This is a genomic window from Sphingobium sp. TomMM15 (assembly GCF_055397045.1).
This window is the reverse complement of sequence record NZ_AP027314.1, coordinates 967,573-985,880: the sequence shown is the minus strand read 5'-3', so window position 1 is coordinate 985,880 and position 18,308 is coordinate 967,573. Positions and strand designations below refer to the sequence as shown.

Annotated in this window: 15 protein-coding genes; 9 read left to right on the top strand and 6 right to left on the bottom strand. The window is 61.9% G+C overall.

Annotated elements, in window-relative coordinates:
- Nucleotides 1-97 precede the first annotated feature (97 nt).
- The 3 genes from plsY to topA all read left to right on the top strand — a co-directional run bounded on the left by plsY (nucleotide 98) and on the right by topA (nucleotide 4,406).
- Complete coding sequence (gene plsY / locus ACZ51H_RS05015; RefSeq protein ID WP_460985862.1) at nucleotides 98-697, top strand: glycerol-3-phosphate 1-O-acyltransferase PlsY; 600 nt, start codon at nucleotides 98-100, stop codon at nucleotides 695-697.
- On the top strand, nucleotides 694-1,776 hold the full coding sequence (dprA, locus tag ACZ51H_RS05010) for a DNA-processing protein DprA (RefSeq protein ID WP_464802630.1): 1,083 nt from the start codon (nucleotides 694-696) through the stop codon (nucleotides 1,774-1,776). The genes plsY and dprA overlap by 4 nt, the downstream gene beginning before the upstream one ends.
- 74 nt (nucleotides 1,777-1,850) lie before the next feature.
- On the top strand, nucleotides 1,851-4,406 hold the full coding sequence (topA, locus tag ACZ51H_RS05005; RefSeq protein ID WP_464802629.1) for a type I DNA topoisomerase: 2,556 nt from the start codon (nucleotides 1,851-1,853) through the stop codon (nucleotides 4,404-4,406).
- Between the two features lie 57 nt (nucleotides 4,407-4,463).
- Here the strand turns inward: topA and era are convergent, their stop codons facing one another.
- The 4 genes from era to lepB all read right to left on the bottom strand — a co-directional run bounded on the left by era (nucleotide 4,464) and on the right by lepB (nucleotide 7,266).
- Nucleotides 4,464-5,372 (bottom strand): GTPase Era, encoded by a 909-nt coding sequence (gene era / locus ACZ51H_RS05000; RefSeq protein ID WP_464802628.1) that lies wholly within the window; start codon nucleotides 5,370-5,372, stop codon nucleotides 4,464-4,466.
- A 37-nt stretch (nucleotides 5,373-5,409) separates the two neighbouring features.
- Entirely contained in the window at nucleotides 5,410-5,694 is a 285-nt protein-coding gene (locus tag ACZ51H_RS04995) for a GIY-YIG nuclease family protein (RefSeq protein WP_464802627.1), read from the bottom strand.
- 79 nt (nucleotides 5,695-5,773) lie between these two features.
- The gene (gene rnc, locus ACZ51H_RS04990; RefSeq protein ID WP_464802626.1) at nucleotides 5,774-6,487 is read right to left on the bottom strand and encodes a ribonuclease III; all 714 of its coding nucleotides are present in this window, start codon (nucleotides 6,485-6,487) and stop codon (nucleotides 5,774-5,776) included.
- Nucleotides 6,442-7,266: a signal peptidase I gene (gene lepB, locus ACZ51H_RS04985; protein ID WP_449472415.1), complete on the bottom strand. Its 825-nt coding sequence runs from the start codon at nucleotides 7,264-7,266 to the stop codon at nucleotides 6,442-6,444. The genes rnc and lepB overlap by 46 nt, the downstream gene beginning before the upstream one ends.
- A 180-nt stretch (nucleotides 7,267-7,446) precedes the next feature.
- Between lepB and pgi the strand changes: the two genes are divergently transcribed.
- Together pgi and gor are read left to right on the top strand one after the other, a co-directional pair.
- The gene (gene pgi / locus ACZ51H_RS04980) at nucleotides 7,447-8,964 is read left to right on the top strand and encodes a glucose-6-phosphate isomerase (protein ID WP_464802625.1); all 1,518 of its coding nucleotides are present in this window, start codon (nucleotides 7,447-7,449) and stop codon (nucleotides 8,962-8,964) included.
- A gap of 54 nt (nucleotides 8,965-9,018) precedes the next feature.
- Nucleotides 9,019-10,365 carry a glutathione-disulfide reductase gene (gor, locus tag ACZ51H_RS04975; protein WP_464802624.1) on the top strand — a complete coding sequence of 449 codons (1,347 nt, stop codon included), beginning with the start codon at nucleotides 9,019-9,021 and terminating at the stop codon, nucleotides 10,363-10,365.
- Nucleotide 10,366: 1 nt separating this feature from the next.
- Here the strand turns inward: gor and ACZ51H_RS04970 are convergent, their stop codons facing one another.
- On the bottom strand, nucleotides 10,367-11,083 hold the full coding sequence (locus ACZ51H_RS04970; protein WP_464802623.1) for a 2OG-Fe dioxygenase family protein: 717 nt from the start codon (nucleotides 11,081-11,083) through the stop codon (nucleotides 10,367-10,369).
- Between the two features lie 72 nt (nucleotides 11,084-11,155).
- Complete coding sequence (locus ACZ51H_RS04965; RefSeq protein ID WP_464802622.1) at nucleotides 11,156-12,571, bottom strand: helix-turn-helix domain-containing protein; 1,416 nt, start codon at nucleotides 12,569-12,571, stop codon at nucleotides 11,156-11,158.
- A gap of 122 nt (nucleotides 12,572-12,693) precedes the next feature.
- On the opposite strand from ACZ51H_RS04965, the gene ACZ51H_RS04960 reads away from it, so the two are divergent.
- The 4 genes from ACZ51H_RS04960 (at nucleotide 12,694) to bioB (ending at nucleotide 18,232) form a co-directional block, all read left to right on the top strand.
- Nucleotides 12,694-14,226: an acyl-CoA carboxylase subunit beta gene (locus tag ACZ51H_RS04960; RefSeq protein WP_464802848.1), complete on the top strand. Its 1,533-nt coding sequence runs from the start codon at nucleotides 12,694-12,696 to the stop codon at nucleotides 14,224-14,226.
- 244 nt (nucleotides 14,227-14,470) lie between these two features.
- Nucleotides 14,471-14,908 carry a methylmalonyl-CoA epimerase gene (mce, locus tag ACZ51H_RS04955; RefSeq protein WP_464802621.1) on the top strand — a complete coding sequence of 146 codons (438 nt, stop codon included), beginning with the start codon at nucleotides 14,471-14,473 and terminating at the stop codon, nucleotides 14,906-14,908.
- A 172-nt stretch (nucleotides 14,909-15,080) separates the two neighbouring features.
- A complete protein-coding gene (gene scpA / locus ACZ51H_RS04950; RefSeq protein WP_464802620.1) occupies nucleotides 15,081-17,234 on the top strand; it encodes a methylmalonyl-CoA mutase in 2,154 nt (717 codons plus the stop codon).
- Nucleotides 17,231-18,232 (top strand): biotin synthase BioB, encoded by a 1,002-nt coding sequence (gene bioB / locus ACZ51H_RS04945; RefSeq protein ID WP_464802619.1) that lies wholly within the window; start codon nucleotides 17,231-17,233, stop codon nucleotides 18,230-18,232. The genes scpA and bioB overlap by 4 nt, the downstream gene beginning before the upstream one ends.
- The last annotated feature ends 76 nt before the right edge of the window (nucleotides 18,233-18,308 follow it).

Genomic DNA, 18,308 nt, shown 5'->3' with positions numbered 1-18,308 from the left:
CGCGGCATGGGGAGGATTTGTTTCGGTTGGAGCAGCTTCGCCATTGCCCCCCACGGCGGCAACGCTATGGTCGCGCCGCAATCATTTCGGCGAGATCATGAACCCTCCCTGGCTACTTCCCGCATTCGTCCTGCTGATATCCTATCTGCTGGGCTCCATACCCTTTGGACTCCTGCTGACGCGCATCACAGGTGCCGGAGATTTGCGGCAGATTGGGTCGGGCAATATCGGCGCGACCAATGTGTTGCGGACGGGGCGCAAAGGGCTTGCGGCGGCGACCTTGTTGCTCGACCTGCTGAAAGGCGCGGCGGCCGTACTGATCGGCGCGGCGTTGATCGACAATGGCGGGCCGATGGCGGGCGCGATGGCCTTTATCGGGCATTGCTATCCTGTGTGGCTGCGCTTTGCGGGTGGCAAGGGCGTAGCGACGATGATGGGCGTGGTGACCGCGCTGCACTGGCCTGCGGGAATAGTGTTTGCGCTTGTATGGCTGGGGGCGCTGTTCGGGACGAAATGGTCTTCAGTCGGAGGCATGGCGGCGGGGATTAGCGCCCCGGTCGCGTTGTGGTTCATGGGGCGGTTTGATCTGGTTCCTGTAGCGTTGGCAATGACGCTGATCCTGTTGTGGCGGCACCGGGCCAATATCGCGCGGCTTGCGAAGGGGACCGAACCCAAGATCGGGGCTGCCAGAGAGTGAGTGAGCAGGAGCGGTTCGATCGCCTCCGCCTGATCCGTTCGCCCCGCATCGGGCCGGTTACTTTCCGGCAGTTGATGGCGCGCTTCGGAAAGGCGGGAGATGCTTTGCGGGCGGTGCCGGAGCTTGCCGCAAGAGGCGGCGGGAAGGCGGCAGTGGCGGACGCAGGCGCTGTTGAGCAGGAGATTGCCCGCAGCCGGGCGCTTGGCGCGCGCTACCTGCTGATGGGGGATCAGGATTATCCGTTTTTGCTGGAGCAGATGGATGGTTCGCCGCCTGCGTTGATTGTGCGCGGCGATGTGGGACTGGCGGGGCGGCAATGCGTGGCCATGGTGGGTGCGCGAAATGCTTCTGCCGCCGCTTGCCGTTTCGCGCGGACGCTGGCGCAGGAATTGGGACAGCAGGGCGCGGTGGTGGTGTCGGGCCTTGCGAGGGGTATCGATACGGCCGCGCATCAAGGGTCGGTGGGAACCGGAACGATCGCGGTTATCGCCTGCGGCATCGATGTCGTGTTTCCGCCAGAAAATGGCGACTTGCAGGAGCAGGTCGCGAGTGAGGGTTTGCTGGTTACGGAGCATCCTCCCGGTATGCAGCCGCTCGCGCGTCACTTTCCAGCGCGTAATCGCATCATTGCTGGACTGGCCGCAGGGACGGTGGTCGTGGAAGCGGCGCCCAAATCGGGATCGCTCATCACGGCGCGCTTGGCTGTCGAGGCCGGGCGGGAGGTCATGGCGGTGCCGGGATCGCCAGCCGATCCACGGGCGCAAGGTTGCAATCACCTGATCCGCGAAGGCGCGACGCTGGTGCAGAATGGCGCGGATGTGATCGAGGCAATTGGAGGCATTGACGCGCGCATGGTGCGGCAGGGGCGGCTCGACTTTAGCGGCGCGCCGGTTTCGTCCGATGTGGCGGGGCAGGAGCGGGAGGTTGTTCTGGGACTGCTGGGCCATGCGCCGGTGCCCGTGGACGAGGTTATTCGTCTATCCGGCCTTTCCCCAGCCATTGTTCAGACCGTGCTGCTGGAGTTGGAATTGGCAGGGCGGCTGGAACGTCGTGCGGGCGGCAAGGTAAGCCTGTCGTGATGCTCTTGACGCGGGGTGCCACCGCCTTCCAGACTCGCGCGTGTACGTGAGAGAACTCAAAAACCGGGGCATTAATGCAGCTTGTCATCGTTGAATCGCCAGCCAAGGCGAAGACCATCGAGAAATATCTGGGCGGCGATTTCCACGTCCTCGCCAGCTATGGCCATATCCGCGACTTGCCGCCGAAGGACGGGTCGGTGGACCCCGACGCGGGCTTTGCCATGCAGTGGGAGAATTATGGCGACAAGGGCAAGCAGCTCAAGGCCATCACAGATGAGGCCAAGAAGGCGACCCGATTGATTCTCGCGACTGACCCTGATCGCGAAGGGGAAGCGATCAGTTGGCATGTGCAGGAAGTGCTGCGCGCGAAGAAGGCGCTGCCTGCGACCGTGGACCGGGTGACCTTTAACGCGATCACCAAGGCGGCAGTGCTGGATGCGATGGCGAAGCCGCGAGCGCTGGATGAAGATCTGATCGACGCCTATCGGGCGCGGCGGGCGCTGGACTATCTGGTGGGCTTCACGCTGTCGCCGGTATTGTGGCGTAAGCTGCCGGGGGCGAAATCCGCCGGACGCGTGCAGTCGGTGGCGCTGCGTCTGGTGGTTGAACGTGAGCGTGAGATTGAAAGCTTCGTCGCTCAGGAATATTGGTCGGTCGCGGCCGAGATGGAGCAAGGCGGCCAGGGCTTCACCGCACGGCTGGTGCGTTGGAAGGGCGAGAAGATCGACCGGCTGACCATCGGCAAGGAAGGCGACGCCATGGCCGCGAAGGCGGACGTGGAGGCTGGTCGTTTTACGGTCGAAAAGGTCGAGACGAAGCCCGTTTCGCGCAATCCTCCCGCGCCGTTCACGACATCGACTTTGCAGCAGGAGGCGGCGCGCAAGCTCGGCTTCTCCGCGAGCCATACGATGCGGATCGCGCAGCAACTCTACGAGGATGGCGCGATCACCTATATGCGTACTGATGGCGTGCAGATGGACGGCAGCGCCATTTCCGCCGCGCGCAAGGCGATCGCGGAGCGTTATGACGGCGGATATTTGCCGGAGAAACCGCGCCAATATCAGACCAAGGCCAAGAATGCGCAGGAAGCGCACGAAGCCATTCGTCCGACCGAGTTCGGCCGCGACAAGGTTGGATCGGGCGATCATGCACGGCTGTATGACCTGATCTTCAAGCGCGCGCTGGCGAGCCAGATGGCTTCGGCGCGACTGGAGCGGACGGTGATTGATCTGGTCGATGGCACGGGGCAGCATGCGCTGCGCGCGACAGGTCAGGTCGTGATCTTTCCGGGCTTCCTGGCGCTCTACGAAGAGGGGCGCGACGATGCCGAGGATGACGACAGCAAGCTGCTGCCGCGTCTCGTGGCGGGCGATGCGCCTGCCGAAAAGAAGGTGACGGCGGAGCAGCATTTCACTCAGCCGCCGCCGCGCTATTCGGAAGCTTCGCTGGTCAAGAAGCTGGAAGAGTTGGGCATCGGGCGACCTTCCACCTATGCCTCGACCCTTCAGGTTCTCAAGGACCGCGACTATGTGCGGGTGGAGAAGAACCGCTTCTTCGCCGAGGAGAGCGGACGGCTGGTGACGGCGTTCCTGGAGCGCTTCTTTGAGCGCTACGTGTCCTACGATTTTACGGCGGGCCTTGAGGACGAGCTGGACGAAATTTCGGGCGGCCGGGCGCAATGGCAGGCTGTTTTGGAAGCCTTCTGGCGCGACTTCAAGCCGAAGACGGCGGAAGTCATGGAGCAGAAGCCGTCGGACATCACGGCGGAACTGGACAAGTTCCTGGAGCCGATGCTGTTCCCGCCGAAGGCTGACGGCAGCAACCCGCGTGCCTGCCCGATATGCGGCGACGGACAGCTGGCATTGCGTGGCGGCCGATTCGGCGCGTTCATCGCCTGCTCCAACTATCCGGAGTGCAAATTTACGCGCAAGTTCGGGCAACCGGGCGACAGCGATGGCGGTGATGATAAGGGGCCGGAGGTGCTGGGGCAGCATCCCGAAACCGGGCAGGATATCGTGCGCAAGTCCGGGCGCTTTGGTCCCTATATCGAAATGGGCGAGGGCAAGGAGGCTAAGCGCGGATCGATTCCCAAGGACCTGCCCGATGGCGAGATGACTCTGGATTGGGCGGTGAAGCTATTGAGCCTGCCGCGTGAGGTCGGGCTGCATCCGGAAACAGGCAAGCCGATCGTCGCGAATATCGGACGCTTCGGGCCTTATCTGCTGCATGACGGCAAATATGGTCGGCTGTCCTCCACCGCTGAGATTTTCGAGGTGGGGATGAATAGCGCCGTCGCCAAGCTAGCCGATGCGGCGAACAAGGGCGGGCGCGGTGGCGCGTCGCGCGAGCCTTTGAAGGTGCTGGGCAAGCATCCGCGTACCGAGGCCGAGATCAAGTTGATGGCGGGGCGTTATGGTCCTTATGTCACCGACGGCACGACCAATGCGACCTTGCCCAAGACGATCGAGCAGGATGCATTGACGCTGGAGGAAGCGGCGCAGTTGATCGATGCGCGGGCGGCTGCGGCGCCTGCGAAGAAGGGGAAGAAGAAGGCGGCGCCCAAGAAGGCTGCGGCTAAAAAGCCAGCGGCGAAGAAGGCTCCGGCTAAGAAGAAGGCGGCGGCGGAGTAATCCGCCACCGGAATAAGCAGCGTGCTCCTGCCCGGGCAGGAGCACGTGGCTCTAAGATTACTCCACCCAATCGAGCCCGATGTCGCGGTAGATGAAGCGGTCGTCTTCCCAATCTTCCTTCACCTTGACGTGGAGGTAGAGGTGGACTTTGACACCCAGCAGTTGCGCCAGCTCGGCGCGAGCCTTTGAACCGATTTCCTTGAGGCGCTGACCGCCCTTGCCGAGTACGATGGCACGCTGGCTGGAACGGCCGACAAGGATCTGCTGATGGATTTCGACCGAGCCGTCTTCGCGTTCCTTATACTGCTCCGTATCGACCGCGGCCGCGTAAGGCAGTTCGGCGTGGAGCTGGTGATAAAGCTGCTCGCGGGTGATTTCGGCGGCCAGCATGCGGTCGGTTGCGTCGGAGACCTGATCTTCCGGGAAGTGCCAGGGGCCTTCGGGCATGGCATTGGCGAAGGCGGTCTTGAGCTCGGGCAGGCCGTCGCCGGTCGCGGCGCTGATGAAGAATGTCTCTTCGAAGCCAATCCGTTCGTAAAGCTTCTGGGTGTGGACCAGCAACTTCTCTTTGATAGCGATATCGACCTTGTTGAGGATCAGCCATTTGCGTTCGGGCCGATGTATCAGCGCTTCGATGATCGGCTCCATCTTTGAGCCGAGGCCTGCCTTCCCATCGACAATCAATGCGATCAGGTCAGCGCCTTGCGCGCCGCCCCATGCGGCCTGAACCATCGCGCGATCAAGGCGGCGCTTTGGGGCGAAGATGCCGGGTGTGTCGACCAGGACAATCTGCGTGTCGCCTTCGATAGCGACGCCCATGACGCGGGTGCGGGTGGTCTGCGCCTTGGGGCTGGTGATCGCGACCTTTTGGCCGACCAGGGCGTTGACCAGCGTGGATTTACCCGCGTTGGGGGCGCCGACTATGGCGATGACGCCGCAGCGTGGGGATTCGGGATCAATCGTCAAACAAAAACTCCGTTCGCCCTGAGCTTGTCGAAGGGCTCTACTTTAATTTTGGGCGCGCCAATGTGGAGATTAGTCTCCAATCTTCTCGGATCAGAGCGAGCTTTTTGGCTCTGCTCCAGCCCTTGATTTGGCGTTCGGCTTCTAGCGCCTCCATACGTGTTCCGAACTCCTGCGACCAGACCAGTTTTACCGGGCGACGGTTTTGCGTGTAGCCAGGGATCGCGCCGGCTTCATGCTGAGCGATCCGGGTTTGCAGGTGGTCCGTGTGGCCGGTGTAAAAGCTGCGATCGCCGCAATGGAGCATGTAGGTGTAGAAAGGCATGTTGGCTCGAAGAAGGGAAGTGAAGCCCTTCGACAAGCTCAGGGCGAACGGGCGTAAGTAGCACGTTGGAAAACAGGATTCAGCCGTTTAGCTTATCCAACAACGCCTTCGCCGCAGCCGTCTCCGCCTCTTGCTTGCTTCCCCCCGTTGCGCTCGCTTCACCTGCGCCCTTGATGCTCACGGTCACCGTGAAGCGCAGCGCATGGTGTGGCCCGGAGCGGTCAGTCATCGCATATTCCGGGGGTTTGCGGCGGTTGGCGGCGGCCCATTCCTGAAGGGTGGACTTGGGATGCTTTGGCGCGCTTTCCTGCGTGTCCACGCGGTCGGCCCAGAGACGACGCACTAGCCTGCGGGCATCGTCAATGCCTGCTTCCAGATAAAGCGCGCCGATCAGGGCCTCCATGACGTCACCCAGCACATTGTCGCTGTCGGCCGCGCCGTCGTCGCGGGCTTGTTTACCCAGGATAAGATGCGTGGGGACGCCAGCCGCGCGCGCTACTTCGGCGCACGTCTCACCCGACACCAGCGCGTTGAAGCGGCGCGACAGCTTGCCTTCGGGTTCTCCCGAGAAACGCTCATAAACCCATTCGGAAACGATCAGGCCAAGCACCCGATCACCGAGAAATTCCAGCCGTTCATAATTGACGGCATTTGCGCTGCCATGGGTAAGCGCCTGACGGAAAGGCGCCTCGTCCTTCGGCGCTCGTCCGATCAGCCCGGCGAGCCAGCCAGACGTGTCGGCCTTTGTCAAAAGCCTTCCCCGATCCGGTTCCAGCGGGCTGCGGTGAACCATGTCCAGGGGAGCAACCAATTGGCGCTGCCATCGGTGGAGAAGACGGAGATCATCGCCTTTCCAACCAGATTTTCCTCGGGCACCAGCCCGATGCCGCCGCCTTCGACCGCCGGGAAGCGGCTGTCCGCGCTGCGATCACGATTGTCGCCCATCATGAACAGATGGCCCTCGGGCACCAGCACCGTGTCGCGGTCGTCGGCGGCGCCGTCCGGCACGAGATCGAGGACGTTGTAGCTTTTGCCGCCGGGCAATGTCTCACGATATTGCGGGTAACGGCACTGACGCCCGCCGCTCGCTGCATCTTCCTCAAACTTCGGGCGGTAACAGGGGGAAGGGCTGCCCTCCTTGGCTGCAGCATCGACCATGTTAGGTGAGACGGGGATGACGAGGTCGGCGACCCTCTGTTTCCGAATGGCCTGACCGTTCAGATAGACCGTGCCCCCGCGTACCGAAATCATGTCGCCGGGCAGGCCGATCACCCGCTTGATATAATCAATCTTCTGGGTAGGCGGCGCCTTGAAAACCACCACATCGCCGCGCTGGGGCGTGGATGCTAGGATGCGGCCGGGGATCAGCGGCAAGTTGAAAGGCAGCGAGTAGTGCGAATAGCCATAGGGCCATTTGGCAACGAGCAGATAGTCGCCGATCAACAGGCGGGGCTGCATCGATTCAGACGGTATATTGAACGGAGAGACGATGAAGCTGCGCAGGACAAAGACGAACACCGCCAGCTTAGCGAGAAACCAAAGGAAGTCCCGCGTTTCGGATTTTGCGCTCATGCTATATTGTCTAGTCCTTCGATCCGCCTTGAAAACAGGCCGTTGCGGCTTTTGCTGCGTTGTAAACCCGCCGTCAAGCATAGCGGGCGATGCATTGGCCGTCACGCTTGGGTAAGAGACGGGAGAATCGACAGGTGCGGCGTCGTCGCTAACCACGGAAAAAAGAGGATTTACCCTTCCATGTCCAGCCCTGCACTGGAGGCCATTGCGGCCATCCCGCTGCCCGAATTGAAGTCCATCTTCACGGCGGACCCAAACCGGCTGAGCAAGTTCACGCTGACCCAGGGACCTATCCGTTTCGACTGGTCCAAGACGCATCTGACCAGCGATCTGCTGGACGGCTTTCTGAAGCTGGCCGAGGAGAAGGACTTCGCCAAATGGCGTGACGCTTTTTTCGCGGGTGAGCCCATCAATAATAGCGAAGGTCGCGCCGCCGAGCATCCTGCCGAACGGGGCGAAGGCAATGCGGAAAGCGTGTCGCGGGCAAAGATGCTGCATGCCCGCATGCGCGCGCTGATCGACGCGATCGAGGGGGAGGCGCTAGGCCCCATCCGTCACATCCTGCACATCGGCATCGGCGGGTCGGCGCTGGGGCCGGACCTCATCATAGACGCGCTGGGCGGCGACGGCGCGCGCTACGACGTGGCGATCGTGTCCAATGTTGACGGGACCGCTATGGAGCGGGCGATCGCGCGCTTCGATCCGGAAACGACACTGATCGCCATTGCGTCCAAAACCTTCACCACCACCGAAACCATGCTCAACGCCGCAAGCGCGATCAACTGGCTTGTCGAGGCCGGGGTGGATGATCCCTATGGCAAGGTGATTGCGCTGACCGCCAATCCCGACAAGGCGATCGAGTGGGGCGTGGATGAAACGCGAATCCTGCCATTTTCCGAGACGGTGGGTGGGCGTTATTCGCTCTGGTCGTCCATCGGCTTCCCTGCTGCGCTGGCGCTTGGCTGGGACGCGTTTGAAAGCCTGCTGGAAGGCGCGGCGGCCATGGATCGGCATTTCCGGCTGTCCGATCCTGCTCATAACGCTCCCCTGATCGCGGCTTTTGTGGACCAATATTATGCGCGTGTCGTGGGGTGCCAGACGCGCGCGCTTTTCGCCTATGACGAGCGGCTGCGGCTGCTGCCATCCTATCTCCAGCAGCTGGAGATGGAGAGCAACGGCAAGAGCGTGACGCGCGATGGCCAGCCTGTCGATGGGCCGACAGCGCCGATTACATGGGGTGGCGTGGGCACGGACGCGCAGCATGCCGTGTTCCAGCTTCTGCATCAGGGGACTATCGTGGCGCCGGTCGAATTCGTCGCTTCGATCGAGCCTGGCCATGCTCTGGATCCGGCGCATCACCGGGCGCTGCTGGTCAACTGCTTCGCGCAAGGGGCGGCGTTGATGCGGGGCAAGGAGAATGCGGACGACCCCGCACGTGCCTATCCGGGCAATCGGCCGTCCACCACTATCCTGCTGGAGGATGTGACGCCCGATGCGCTGGGCGCGCTGATCGCCTTTTACGAGCATCGTACCTTTGCCAACGCCGTGCTGATGGGCATCAATCCCTTCGATCAGTTCGGCGTGGAACTGGGCAAGGAAATCGCCAAATCGATCGAGGCGGAAGGGGCGAAGGGCTTTGACCCCTCGACCATGGCACTGATCGAGCTGGCGTTAGGCGGTGCTAGTGCCCCAAGATGATTGTAACTCCGCTGGATAGCCGCCATATCCGGCCTCCATCCAGCGGAGAGCAGCATGACCGACTACGATTTCGACCTTTTCGTCATTGGTGCGGGATCGGGAGGGGTTCGTGCATCGCGCGTGGCGGCGGCGCATGGCGCAAAGGTCGCCGTCGCCGAGGAATATCGGGTCGGCGGCACCTGCGTTATCCGGGGCTGCGTGCCCAAGAAGCTCCTGATCTACGGGGCTCATTTCGCCGAGGATTTGAAGGATGCGCGACGCTTTGGCTGGCATGTCCCCGACTGCGATTTCGAATGGAAAGTCCTGCGCGACAATGTGCTGGCCGATGTCGATCGGTTGGAGGGGCTCTACAGGAACACGCTGGAGAGCCATAAGGTCGAGTTGATCGCGGAACGCGCCACGATCACCGGGCCGCATTCGGTGAAGCTCTCAAGCGGTCGGGAAATCAGCGCCAGATATATACTGGTCGCGACGGGGGCCTGGCCCGCGATCCCGGAGATGGAAGGAGCGGAGCATGGCATCACGTCCAATGAGGCCTTCCATTTGGAGGACGCGCCCAAGCGGATGGTGATTGTCGGCGGCGGCTATATCGCCAATGAATTTGCGGGCATATTCCATCAGCTTGGCAGTCATGTGACCATCGTCAACCGATCATCGACGCTGCTGCGCGGTTATGATGAGCAGATCCGCGATCGGTTGCTCCAGATCTCCACGATGAAGGGCATCCAGTTCCGCTTCAATGCGGAGATGGATCGGATCGAGAAAAATGACGATGGCACGCTTTGCATGCATTTCAGCAATGGCGACCCCATCCCCTGCGATACGGTGATGTTTGCGACGGGACGCCAGCCGCATGTCGAGGGCTTGGGCCTTGAAAATGCAGGCGTGGAGCTGGACGACAAGGGCGCGATCAAGGTCGATGATTATAGCCGCACGAGTTGCGAGAGCATCTATGCGGTCGGCGACGTTACGAACCGGCTGCAATTAACGCCGGTCGCCATCCGGGAAGGTCATGCTTTCGCCGACACGGTGTTTGGCGACAATCCCAGGACCGTGGATTATGAATGCGTCCCGTCCGCCGTATTCAGTCATCCGCCCCTGGCTGGCGTAGGATTGACCGAAGCCCAGGCGAAGAACAAGCTGGGGACGGTGAAGGTCTATACTTCGGACTTCCGCCCCATGAAGAACGTTCTTGCGGGCCGGGACGAACGCGCGCTGTACAAGATGGTGGTGGATGCGACCACGAACCGCGTGGTTGGATTGCACATGATCGGCCCGGATGCGCCAGAGATTCTACAGGCTGCGGCGGTAGCGGTGAAAGCGGGACTGACCAAGCAGCAGTTTGACGACACCGTGGCGCTCCACCCCAGCATGGCCGAAGAACTGGTGCTGCTGAAATAGGTCAGCGGGCCGCCGCTAAGGTCACGACCAGTGCATCGCGCCACGCGGCTTGCCGTGGATCGATCGGACGGATTTCGGTGACGCCGTGCAGGATGCGGCGGTCGTCTATCAACACCGTATCCCCTGGCCGGGCGAGGGTGAACTCGCCCAGCGCCGTACCATCGGGCGCGCCGATGCGGGTCACGCCTTCGTCGACATTGCGCCGCTCGATGAGCATCACGAGGACCCAGTCCACTCCGTCGCGGTGGAGTCCCTCAGGCGTGGGGCGGCCGATATGGTCCTCGTGCGTTTCGATGCGGAACTGGTGCATTTCGACGTGCCACTCCCGTGCGCTATCGGCTCCGAAGTTTGCCGCGCAAAAAGCAAAGATCGCCTGCGTGACAGGATTGTCGATCGTCTCCTGATGGACAGGGTCGAACCAGCGCTGCACGTCTCCGTTAAGGGGGTTATAGTCGCGGCTCTGAAAATGTGGCTGGTGCGGCTTGCGCGTAAAACGTCCCTGCTCACAGCGAAATGCGGCGTGCCGCCGACGACGATAACGTCCCCCGTCCGCCATGTAGAGGTCGGGGCCAAGGTCATTCCAGCTATCGGCGAATTGCGTCCAGCATCCTGCATCGGCTTTCAGCATCGCCAGCATGTGAGGTCCGGCGATGCGGGCAAAGCCATCGCGCATTAGGTCTGCCTGCAATTCGGCGCCGTGAAAAAGGCCGTGGTCCATAAGTCCGATCTTAAGCAGCCGGAGAAGCCCGCAAAGGGCCAGTTTCCGCAAGCTGGGTGCTGGCGTAGCGGATCAGCCGATCCAGTAAGGCACAATCTGGCGGTTGTCCGGATCGACCCGGATCGGCCGGTCGGCGGGCGGGAAGGCGCGCTGGTCGCAGCTTTGGCGCGGGCAGAGGCGGCAGGTTATGCCGATCGGCGTTGCTGCCCCCTCCATCTCCAGCTGTAGCCCGTCGGCATAGACGAAGTTCGCCGCATGGGCGACTTCGCATCCCAAAACAACGGCGTAGCGGCGCGGGGTGCGCGAATAGCTGCCCGAAGGCTTTACCAAACCCTTGGCCATGGACACGTAACGCACGCTGTCCGGCGTTTCGCCGAGCTGAACATTGATGCGGTCGGGTATAGCGACGGCTTCATGGACGTTCCACAAGGGGCAGGCGCCACCGAAACGGGCGAATTGCAGGCGGGTGGCGCTGTGCCGCTTGGTGATGTTGCCCGCCATGTCGACGCGGCAGAAGAAGAATGGGATGCCGCGCAGGCCCGGTCGCTGAAGGGTTGAGAGGCGATGGCAGGCCTGTTCGAAACTGACGCCGAAGCGACGGCTAAGGCGATCTATGTCATGGCGGACTTCCCGCGCGGCTTGCCGGAATTGGGCGTAAGGCATCAGCAGGGCGCCCGCCGCATAATTGCCCAACCCTATGGCGAGGAGGCGGTCGGCGCCTTCCACCGGCAAGGCGGCCCGGTTCACGACGTCGGCAATCACGGCCTGGCCCTCCAGCATCATGAGCTGGTGAGACAGCATGAACTTGCGACTTTCCGTCGGGAGAGCCGCGTTCACGAACAGGCGGCGATCGTTCGATGAGTAGGCACGCAGGGCGGAATCGGGCGTGTCGGCGATCAGCGTTTCGATGCCGTGGCGGCGGGCCAGCGCCTCCACCAGCATGCCTTCGTCCAGAACTTGCCCGGCCGTGAAGCTGGACGCCATGTCTTCCGCCAGGCAATCGAGCGCGTGGACATAATTGCCCGCCTCATGAAACCAGTCGCGCGCCGCTTCCCAAGGAAGGCGCGCCTGCACCTCATGATCGTTGGCGATCGCTTCTTCGATCATGTTGATGCGCTCATTCGCGCGCATATGGGCGTTGTAGAGGTCGATGTAGCGGGCTGCGAACTCCGGAAATTGGAGGTGCAGCTTCTCGATCCTTTCCGGCTCCATCAAAGGGCCGGGAAGCTCGGGATGGGCCAGCGCATAGGTGAAGGCACCGAGCAACTGCTCTTCCTCGCGGCTGTCGAAGCTGGCCCAATCAGTGGGGAAGGCGCTGGCCAACGCGGCTTTCACCTTGGCCGTCAGCGGCCGGTCGTCATTTTCCAGCTGGCTGAGATAAGAGACGGAAATCCCCAACGCCTGCGCCATGGTCGCCTGGTCCATCCGGTGGTCCAGGCGAAGCTGCCGCAGCCGTGGACCTGCGAAAATACGATTGCCTCGTGCCATGCGCGGCTCTTAATTTGCGAAATGGTGATTTGCAAATTGGCAAATTTGCATTTGCGAAAAAGGTGAAAGCAGGGAAAGGGGACAATATAGCCGACCGTGCCGTCACCGGAGAGATATTCTATATGTCGAAGCTCGCCATTATCGAACAGCTGGAAGCCAAGCGCGAGGCCGCGCGCCTTGGCGGTGGTCAGCGCCGTATCGACGCGCAGCATGCCAAGGGCAAGCTGACCGCGCGGGAGCGTCTGGAAGTCCTGCTGGACGAAGACAGCTTTGAAGAAGTCGACATGTATGTCGAGCATAACTGCGTCGACTTCGGCATGGATGAACAGCATATTCCGGGCGACGGCGTCGTCACTGGATCGGGCACGATCAACGGCCGCCTAGTCTTCGTGTTCAGCCAGGATTTCACCGTTTATGGCGGCGCGGTGTCCGAACGGCATGCGATGAAGATCTGCAAGATCATGGACATGGCGCTGAAGGTTGGCGCGCCGGTGATCGGTCTTAACGACTCCGGCGGCGCGCGCATTCAGGAAGGCGTTGCATCGCTGGCGGGCTATGCGGAGATTTTCCAGCGCAATGTGCTGGCATCCGGCGTGGTGCCGCAGATCAGCGTGATCATGGGGCCGTGCGCGGGCGGCGCGGTTTATTCACCCGCGATGACCGACTTCATCTTCATGGTGAAGGATTCGAGCTTCATGTTCGTGACCGGCCCCGACGTGGTGAAGACCGTCACCAACGAGATCGTCACGCAGGAAGAACTGGGCGGCGCGGTGACGCACACGACCAAGTCGGGCGTCGCGGACGTGGCTTTCGAGAATGATATCGAGGCGCTGCTGGCGACCCGCGATTTCGTGGACTTCCTGCCTGCGTCCAACAAGGAGCCGGTGCCTGAGCGGCCGAGCGCGGACCCGTGGGACCGGATGGAAGAGAGCCTGGACACGCTGATCCCGGCCAATGCGAACCAGCCCTACGACATGCATGAGCTGATCCGCAAGGTCGTGGACGAAGGCGACTTTTTCGAGGTTCAGCCTGCTCATGCGGGCAATATCCTCTGCGGCTTCGGCCGGATCGAGGGCAAGACGGTTGGGATCATCGCCAACCAGCCGATGGTGCTTGCCGGGGTGCTCGACATTAATTCATCGAAAAAGGCCGGGCGTTTCGTCCGCTTCTGCGATGCGTTCGAAATTCCGATCGTGACCTTCGTCGATGTGCCGGGCTTCCTGCCGGGCACCGCGCAGGAACATTCGGGCATCATCAAGCATGGCGCCAAGCTGCTGTTCGCCTATGCCGAGGCGACCGTGCCGAAGATCACCGTCATCACGCGCAAGGCCTATGGCGGCGCTTATGACGTTATGAGCTCCAAGCATCTGCGAGGCGACCTCAACTATGCGTGGCCGACTGCGGAAATCGCGGTGATGGGCGCGAAGGGTGCGGTGGAGATCATTTTCCGTGGCAAGACGCCCGAAGAGATTGCGGACAAAACCAAGGAATATGAAGACCGCTTCGCCAATCCGTTCGTGGCGGCGGGCAAGGGCTTCATCGACGAGGTGATCCAGCCGCATTCGACCCGCAAGCGGATCGCTTTGGGGCTGCGCAAGCTGCGCAACAAGAGCCTGGAGAATCCGTGGAAGAAGCACGACAATATTCCGTTGTGACTAAGGATGCCGGAATAGCGTTGGTTGCGATCGCTACAGGAGCAGTCCTTGCGATCCACTGCTTCCGGGCCGGGCGCAGTGAACTTCGTACCGGCATCGCGAAAGGAAGATTTGGAGATTATCGGAGAGGAAGTCTGGGGTTTCGCAGAGTCATTTTCATGAATTTTCTCGCTTCGTTGATGGGCGTATTTTTCTTGATCTATGGCCTACTGTTTGGACTGAAGTTCATACGAGGATATTAAAAATGAAACTCGGTCGCTTGAACCATATCGGCGTGGCGACGCCTTCGTTGGAAGTCTCGCTCGCTTACTATCGCGATGTGATGGGCGCGATGCTGACGCATGAGCCGTTCGACCTGCCCGCGCAGGGGGTGAAGGTATGCTTTGTGGATACGCCGGGGGAGAACGGCACTGAAGGCACCCAGATCGAACTGATCGAACCTTTGGGTGAGAACAGCCCGATCCACGGTTTCATCGCCAAGAACCCGGCGGGTGGGCAGCACCATATGTGTTATGAGGTGCCCGACATTCATGAAGCCAAAGCGTGGTTCGAAGGGCTGGGCAAGAAGGTGCTGGGCGAACCGCGCATCGGGGCGCATGGGACGCTGATCTTCTTCGTTCACCCCAAGGATATGAACGGGGTGCTGACCGAGATCATGGAGACGCCGAAAGAGGCGCATTGATTTGCCTCGCCCCTTCAGGGGAGAGGCGGTGAGACTTGGGCCTGCGTAGCAGGCCTTAGTCGCAGCGGAGAGGGGCGGGGCACGCCACCCCCTCTCCAACTTCGGCTAGTCAGCCAAGCTGACAAGCCTGCGTATCCTTTCCCCTGAAGGGGCGAGGAAAGGAATGGGACAGATGACCGACAAGCCGACGCTGGATCAGTGGGCGACCGCCGCCGCCAAGGAAGTGAAGGGCAAAGATTTGAACTGGGAGACCCCGGAAGGGATCACCGTCAAGCCGCTCTATACTGCCGAGGACGTGACCGTCGAACCGGGCTTGCCGGGTTTCGCGCCCTTCACGCGCGGGGTGCGCGCCTCCATGTATGCGGGACGTCCCTGGACTATCCGCCAATATGCGGGCTTTTCGACCGCAGAGGAATCCAACGCCTTCTATCGCCGCAACCTAGCCGCAGGGCAGAAGGGCCTCAGCGTCGCTTTCGATCTCGCTACCCATCGCGGCTATGACAGCGACCATCCGCGCGTCGTTGGCGACGTTGGCAAGGCCGGTGTGGCGATCGACAGCGTCGAGGACATGAAGATCCTTTTCGACGGCATTCCACTCGACAAGATGTCCGTATCCATGACCATGAACGGCGCGGTGATCCCGATCCTCGCCTTTTTTATCGTCGCGGGCGAGGAGCAGGGGGTTGAGCGCAAGCTGCTGGACGGAACCATTCAGAACGACATTCTGAAGGAGTTCATGGTCCGCAACACCTATATCTACCCGCCCGAACCGTCGATGCGGATCATCTCCGACATTTTCGGCTACACCTCGCGCGAGATGCCCAAGTTCAACAGCATCTCCATCTCCGGCTATCATATGCAGGAAGCGGGCGCGACGCAGGTCCAGGAACTGGCCTTCACCATCGCGGACGGCGCGGAATATGTGCGTTACGGCGTGGCCTCGGGCCTCGACATCGACAAGTTCGCGGGGCGTCTGAGCTTCTTCTTCGCCATCGGCATGAACTTCTTCATGGAGATCGCCAAGCTGCGCGCCGCCCGCGTGCTGTGGCATCGCGTGATGACAAAGCTGGGCGCGCAGGACGAGCGTTCGAAGATGCTGCGCACCCATTGCCAGACGTCGGGCGTGTCGCTGACCGAGCAGGACCCCTATAACAATGTCATGCGCACCACCATCGAAGCGATGGCGGCGATGCTGGGCGGCACGCAGTCGCTGCACACCAACGCGCTGGACGAGGCGATTGCACTGCCGACCGACTTTTCGGCCCGCATTGCGCGCAACACGCAGATCGTCATCCAGGAAGAGACCGGCATGTGCAATGTCGTCGATCCGCTGGGTGGCAGCTATTATGTCGAGGCGCTGACCCAGCAACTGGTCGATGCGGCGCAGGAAATCATCGACCGTGTGGAATCCGAAGGCGGCATGGCGAAGGCCGTTGCGGCAGGCTGGCCCAAGGCAATGATCGAGACGGCGGCGGCTGCCCGTCAGGCTCGCGTGGATCGGGGCGAGGATGTCATCGTTGGCGTCAACAAATATCGCCTGGCGAATGAGGACCTGCTGGAAACGCTGGAGGTCGACAACACCAAGGTCCGCGAAGCGCAGATCGCCCGCATCAACCGGGTGAAGGCCGATCGTGACGAGGCCGCCTGCCAGGCCGCGCTGGAATCGCTGCGTCAGGCCGCTGCTGGTCCGCAATCGATCGAAAACAATCTCCTCGCCCATGCGGTCGAAGCGGCGCGCGCCCGCGCCACGCTGGGCGAGATTTCCTCCGCCATGGAGGACAGCTTCGATCGCTACGGCACTGTGCCGACGCCGGTGAAGGGCGTCTATGGCAAGCCCTATGCGCAGGACAGCCGCTGGAAACAGGTTCTTGACGGCGTGCAGGCCGTCGAGCGGCGCCTCGGTCGCAAACCGAAACTACTCATCGCCAAGATGGGACAGGACGGCCACGACCGGGGCGCCAACGTGATCGCGTCCGCTTTCGGGGACATGGGCTTCGACATCGTGTCCGGCCCGCTGTTCCAGACGCCGGAGGAAACGGTGGTGCTGGCGCTGGATAGCGGCGTGGACGTGGTGGGCGCTTCGTCGCTGGCCGCAGGGCACAAGACGTTGATCCCCGAACTCATCCGCCAGCTGCGCGAAAAGGGCCGCAACGACATCAAGGTGATCGCAGGTGGCGTGATCCCGCCACAGGATTATGACTATCTCCGTGACGCGGGCGTGCAGGGCATTTATGGACCGGGCTCCAATGTCGTGGAATGCGCCGCCGATGTGCTGCGCCTCCTCGGCCACAACATGCCCCCCGCGGGGCTGGAGGAAGCCGCTTGACCGAGACTGCTGCCCGTATCGACTGGACCCGCGACGAAATCGCCGCGCTGTTCGATTTGCCCTTCAACGACCTGATGTTCGAAGCGCAGTCGATCCATCGCGCGAATTTTCCGCGCAATGAGGTGCAGCTCTCGACGCTGCTGTCGATCAAGACTGGCGGTTGCCCGGAAGATTGCGGCTATTGCAGCCAGTCGACCGAAGCGGAAAGCGGCTTGAAAGCTACCAAGCTGATGGACGTGCAGGCGGTGCTACAGTCGGCGGCGCAGGCGAAGGATCATGGTTCGGGCCGTTTCTGCATGGGCGCGGCGTGGCGCAATCCCAAGGAACGGGACATGCCCAAGCTCATCGAAATGGTGAAGGGCGTGCGCCAGATGGGCATGGAAACCTGCATGACGCTGGGGATGTTGTCGTCGGATCAGGCGAAGCAGCTCGCGGATGCGGGGCTGGATTATTACAACCATAATATCGACACCTCGCCGGAAAATTACGCCAACGTCATCACCACCCGGACCTTTGAGGACCGGATCGAGACGCTGGAAAATGTGCGTTCGGCGGGCATCAATGTGTGCTGCGGCGGGATTGTCGGTATGGGTGAGACGCGGAGCGACCGGATCGGTTTTCTCCATGCGCTTGGCACGATGCCGCATCCGGAGAGCGTGCCGATCAACGCGCTGGTGCCGGTGGCCGGGACCGTGCTGGGTGACATGCTGAAGGACACGCCGCTCGCTAAGATCGATGAGGTGGAGTTCGTCCGCACCGTCGCCGTGGCGCGGATCGTCATGCCGCAGTCGATGGTGCGCCTCTCGGCGGGCCGCGAAAGCATGAGCGAGGCCTGTCAGGCGCTCTGCTTCATGGCGGGCGCGAACAGCATCTTCACCGGCGACAAGCTGCTCACCGCAGCCAATGCCGGGGATGACAAGGATAGCGCGCTGCTTTCGAAGCTCGGGCTGACGCCGATGATGGCGCAGCCACACGGGCATCTGGAGGCGGCTGAATAACCGATACTCTCTCAAACTCGTCACCCCGGACTTGATCCGGGGTCCCGCTTCTTGGCTGCGCGGCGAGAAGGCAGCG

What these genes read in the sequence shown, in the direction of transcription:
- plsY (WP_460985862.1), top strand. Translation starts at nt 98, where the DNA reads ATGAACCCTCCCTGGCTACTTCCCGCATTCGTCCTGCTGATATCCTAT.
- ACZ51H_RS04965 (WP_464802622.1), bottom strand. Translation starts at nt 12,571, where the DNA reads ATGGCACGAGGCAATCGTATTTTCGCAGGTCCACGGCTGCGGCAGCTT.
- pgi (WP_464802625.1), top strand. Translation starts at nt 7,447, where the DNA reads ATGTCCAGCCCTGCACTGGAGGCCATTGCGGCCATCCCGCTGCCCGAA.
- topA (WP_464802629.1), top strand. Translation starts at nt 1,851, where the DNA reads ATGCAGCTTGTCATCGTTGAATCGCCAGCCAAGGCGAAGACCATCGAG.
- ACZ51H_RS04960 (WP_464802848.1), top strand. Translation starts at nt 12,694, where the DNA reads ATGTCGAAGCTCGCCATTATCGAACAGCTGGAAGCCAAGCGCGAGGCC.
- mce (WP_464802621.1), top strand. Translation starts at nt 14,471, where the DNA reads ATGAAACTCGGTCGCTTGAACCATATCGGCGTGGCGACGCCTTCGTTG.
- lepB (WP_449472415.1), bottom strand. Translation starts at nt 7,266, where the DNA reads ATGAGCGCAAAATCCGAAACGCGGGACTTCCTTTGGTTTCTCGCTAAG.
- ACZ51H_RS04970 (WP_464802623.1), bottom strand. Translation starts at nt 11,083, where the DNA reads ATGGACCACGGCCTTTTTCACGGCGCCGAATTGCAGGCAGACCTAATG.
- gor (WP_464802624.1), top strand. Translation starts at nt 9,019, where the DNA reads ATGACCGACTACGATTTCGACCTTTTCGTCATTGGTGCGGGATCGGGA.
- rnc (WP_464802626.1), bottom strand. Translation starts at nt 6,487, where the DNA reads ATGGTTCACCGCAGCCCGCTGGAACCGGATCGGGGAAGGCTTTTGACA.
- ACZ51H_RS04995 (WP_464802627.1), bottom strand. Translation starts at nt 5,694, where the DNA reads ATGCCTTTCTACACCTACATGCTCCATTGCGGCGATCGCAGCTTTTAC.
- scpA (WP_464802620.1), top strand. Translation starts at nt 15,081, where the DNA reads ATGACCGACAAGCCGACGCTGGATCAGTGGGCGACCGCCGCCGCCAAG.